Genomic DNA, 4,418 nt, shown 5'->3' on the forward strand with positions numbered 1-4,418 from the left:
CTTCGGGATGATCCAGATCCCGCGTATCGGCCAGGAAGTGCTGGTGGATTTCAAAAACGGCGACCCGGATCTGCCGATCATCGTGGGGCGTACCTACAACCAGGACACCATGCCGCCGTGGGGACTGCCGGGCGCGGCAACACAGAGCGGGATATACAGCCACACTATCGGCGGCGGACCGACCAATGCCAACGCCCTGCGTTTTGAAGATAAACCCGGTAGTGAAGAGGTCTGGCTACATGCTGAAAAAGATCAGCGTATTGAAGTTAATAATAATGAAAGTCACTGGGTGGGGAATAATCGGGTTAAGGTCATTGAACAGTCAGAAATAGCCACTATTGGCGCTGTCCGCGACCATAAAGTTCAGTATGACGATACCTCTCTGGCCGGAGGAAATAAAACCATTCAGACGGTAAAAGAGTTATATCTGGCAGCGGGGGATTCTATTACCCTGAGTTGTGGTGACACCGTTCTGTACATGAGCAGTAAGGGGGAATTTTACGTAACCTGTAAAACGTTCAATATTACTGCAACAGATGCCGATGGTCAGATTAATACTATAAAAGGGCAGCTGGATTTAAATATGGATAAAAGAGAACCCAAAGTGGGAACATTTGGTGAGTCAGAAAAAACAGCAATGGCAGCAGTAATTAAGGAAACTTTTCCACCCAAAGAATAGTTTTTATTTTAGTGCCGGACTTATCAACACTTTCAGACCAAAAAGGATTTTATATAATCATGACGAACTATTATATCAACGAAGCCATCTTGAGTTTCTCCGGTAATATATCCCAGGACAGCACCCTCAATATGATCCGCCTGAGCGATCCGGATGCGGCGCTGATTATCAGCCGCGGCAAAATGCAGGACGGTGATGAACTGGCGTCCCAGGTTGAACAACAGATGAAAAAACTGGAAAAGCAGGTTAAGGAACTGCGTTATACGCCAGCACAGGTTGTCCGGCTGGGTATTGACGGGAAAATGGAAGGGCTGGAAATACAGAGTCAGTTCATCCGGGGTAATGAGCATGTATATCAGTACCAGGCGGTATTTGTGCTACAGAGCAGCCGGGTAATGATGGCCCTGACCTATGCCCGCTCAACAGTGTTAACCGAAGCGGATAGGGTGCGCTGGGCGGATATCAAAAAGAATCTGCGTTTCAGGTTGGACCCGGAAAACACGGCAACCGGACAATAACACAGGGAGTGTGGTATGGGAGAAGCATTCTGGGCGGCAAGGGAAGGCGACGCGCTGCTGCATACGTCCTTTCTGGCAGATCTGGTGGGCAGTGCGCTGGAACTCGCCATCAATGCGGCTATTGATTTTGCGGCACTGGCTGTTGTGGCGCTGGCGACGGGGGCTACGGTGGCAACGCTGGGATGCAGCGCTGTATTACTTGTGGGGACCGTGGTCGGCGCGACGATGTTGCTGAGTGGCGCCGGGGAGAAAATCAGTAAAGCCTGTGAAGACATAGCCAACAGCCTTTTTCCGCCGAAAATTGAGGGATATATCCTGACCGGCTCAGGCGACACCCGGATTAACAGCAAACGGGCGGCGCGGGCGGCGGCAACGGCATTATCACGCCATGATGTGGAAACCCTGGACGCGCAGGCGCAGGCAGAGGCAGAAGAAGAAAAACGCAGGCAGGACGCCAAATCAATGTGGGATGTGGCCGGGGAATATCTGGATGCAGTAAAAGGCCGGGCAGAGAATATGGCTAAGGGCGTCGTTTCCGTGGTGAGCCGGATGGGATCAGCGGAAGGATGGGCCTCGCTGGGAAATGATGCTCTGGCGGAGGCGGGCGATATGCTTTCCGACACGGGCCACTTTATTTCAGAGATGTGGCAGCCCACGGTGGCAACCGCATATCCGGGGTCTGACCCGAAACAGGATGATAAAATCGACTGCCACAAACATCCCTCTTCATTCAGCCAGTTTATGGCGCAGAAACTGCAGGCGCTGACGGACGACCCGGTGGGGACGGTCTTGGGGGCGATGAACCCTTTCGGTGCGCTGGAAATCGGTTTTCAGGCGGCAAGCGCGCTTATCGGCAGCGTGTCGAACCTGTTCAAAGGTGACGATGAGCCGCCCGCAGCAGAATATATCGCCGAAGGGACGCGGGATGTGCGTATCAACAGCCAGCCTGCGGCGCGCAGCGGGGTACGTTGTACCTGCGAGGCAAAAGTGGTGGATGAGCCTGAGAACGGCGTACATGTATCCGGTGATGTACGTATCGGCGGGCCGCTTCTGGTGGTACGGGATATCAAAAGCGGTAAGTCACAAATAACCCTGGTGACCACCATTGCGCTGGCGTTCATGCAGCCCGGACGGGCGTTAGCTAAAAGTGCCTGCTTTATGATGGGGATGGGCATTAACATGATGGTTCAGCAGGCTGGGAGTGCGCTGAACCGCCCGGTAAACGCCGCCACCGGAGCCAAGTACCTGGCAGGCGATGATGACGTTGATTTCAGTCTGCCCGGCCACTTCCCGCTGGAGTGGCAGCGGACCTACAGCAGCCGTGATGAACGGACGGAGGGGATGTTCGGGCGGGGCTGGAGCGTGCTGTATGAAGTGTGCCTGGAGCGTACGCCGGACAACCCGGATGAAAACTGCATGACGTATGTGGCCCCGATGGGACGGCGAATTGACCTGCAGGCGGTGGAGCCGGGAAGCGGTTTTTACAGCCCCGGCGAGGGGCTGGCGGTACGGCGCAGCGAACAGGGCCACTGGCTTATCAGCAGTGATGACGGCGTGTACAGGCTGTTTGAAGCGGACCCGTCCAGCCCACAGCGCCGGCGGCTGAAAATGCTGGGCGACCGCAACAGTAACTGCCAGCACCTGACCTACGACAACCACGGGCGTCTGGTGGAAATCAGCGGCGATCGGCAGCGCCCCTGCATCCGGCTGCACTATGAGCTGGCAGCGCACCCGCAGCGCGTGACGCGCATCTTCCGCCATTACCCGGAAGGGGAGCCGGAGCTGCTGCGGCGTTACCGCTACGATGAGGCGGGGCGGCTGAACGGGGTAGTGGACAACGCAGGTCAGTATCAGCGCGAGTTTGCGTACGACGACAACGACTGCATGACGATGCACCGGGAGCCGGGCGGCGAACGGTATTACTACACCTGGTCGTGGTTTGAAGGCCCGGACGATGCGGCGTGGCGGGTGACGGGCCATCATACGGACAGCGGCGAGCAGTACCGTCTGGACTGGAATCTGGCAGAACGTTCGCTGTGTGTGACGGATAGCCTGGGGCGCATGCGCTGCCACTGGTGGGATGCGCAGGGCCAGGTGACGGCGTACCGGGACGAGGCCGGGCAGATGACCACTTTCCGCTGGAGCGATGAAGAGCGGTTACTGCTGGGGATGACGGACGCGCAGGGCGGCAAATGGCGTTATGTCTATGACCGTCTCGGCCACCTGACGGAGACGCATGACCCGCTGGGCCGGGTGGAGCAGACGCAGTGGCATCCGGTGTGGCACCAGCCGGAAACGGAGGTGGATGCCGCGGGGGCGGCGTGGCGTTATGAGTATGATGAGCGGGGCAACCTGCAGGCGGTCAGCGACCCGCTGCATCAGCGCACGGTATACGGGTACGACCGGCACGGTCAGGTGGTGCGGATAACCGACGCGCGGGGCGGAGATAAATACCTGCAGTGGAACGAAGACGGTCAGCTTATGCGCCACACGGACTGTTCTGGTTCGCAGACGGCATGGTTTTATGATGAACGCACGCGGCTGGAAAGGGTGACGGACGCGGAGAGTAACAGTACGCGTTACAGCTATGACGGCAACGGACATCTGACGGAGGTCATGTTCGCGGACGGGCGTACGGAGCGTTACCAGCCGGATGCGGCGGGACGGCTGGTGAAATACACCAGCCCGGCGGGGCAGATAACACGCTGGCAGCGGGACGGCCAGGGGCGGGTGCGCAGGCAGACGGATGCGACGGGTCGCAGGACGGCGTATGAGTACGACGCTTACGGGCGGCTGACCACGCTCACGAACGAGAACGGGGAAAGCTACCGGTTCCGGTACGATGTTCTGGACCGGGTGACGGAATAGACGGACCCCGGCGGCAGCCGCCGGGCATACGGGTATAACGCGCTGAATGCGGTGACGGCGGTGATATACGGCGGGGAGCGCGGGGGAGAAATCCGCCACGGTCTGGAGCGTGATGCGGCGGGGAGGCTGACGGCGAAAATCACGCCGGAGACGCGCACGGAATACCGGTACGACGCGGCGGACCGTCTGCTGGAAATCCGCCGCAGGCGGCATGATGCGGCGGAAGGCGGAGAGCCGGAAGTTATCCGGTTCAGCTACGACAGTCCGGGTAACCTGCTGAGCGAGGAGACGGCGCAGGGCGTGCTGCAGCACCGGTACGATGTTCAGGGCAACCGCACAGAAACGCAGATGCC

At 58.5% G+C, this 4,418-nt stretch carries 2 protein-coding genes and 1 pseudogene; all 3 read left to right on the forward strand.

The window, feature by feature from the left end; translation table 11 throughout:
- Positions 1–679, forward strand: a 679-nt coding sequence (locus ACLD11_RS21655; protein ID WP_411015366.1) for a bacteriophage T4 gp5 trimerisation domain-containing protein, incomplete at its 5' end; no start/stop codon positions are given.
- A 59-nt stretch (positions 680–738) separates the two neighbouring features.
- A complete protein-coding gene (locus ACLD11_RS21660) occupies positions 739–1,197 on the forward strand; it encodes a DcrB-related protein (RefSeq protein WP_079944501.1) in 459 nt (152 codons plus the stop codon).
- Between the two features lie 15 nt (positions 1,198–1,212).
- Positions 1,213–4,418, forward strand: a pseudogene (locus tag ACLD11_RS21665) (DUF6531 domain-containing protein); the annotation flags it as partial.

It is taken from the genome of Salmonella sp. 741265116_PST (assembly GCF_046567715.1).
Classification (GTDB): Bacteria; Pseudomonadota; Gammaproteobacteria; order Enterobacterales; family Enterobacteriaceae; genus Salmonella; species Salmonella enterica.

What these genes read in the sequence shown, in the direction of transcription:
- ACLD11_RS21660 (WP_079944501.1), top strand. Translation starts at nt 739, where the DNA reads ATGACGAACTATTATATCAACGAAGCCATCTTGAGTTTCTCCGGTAAT.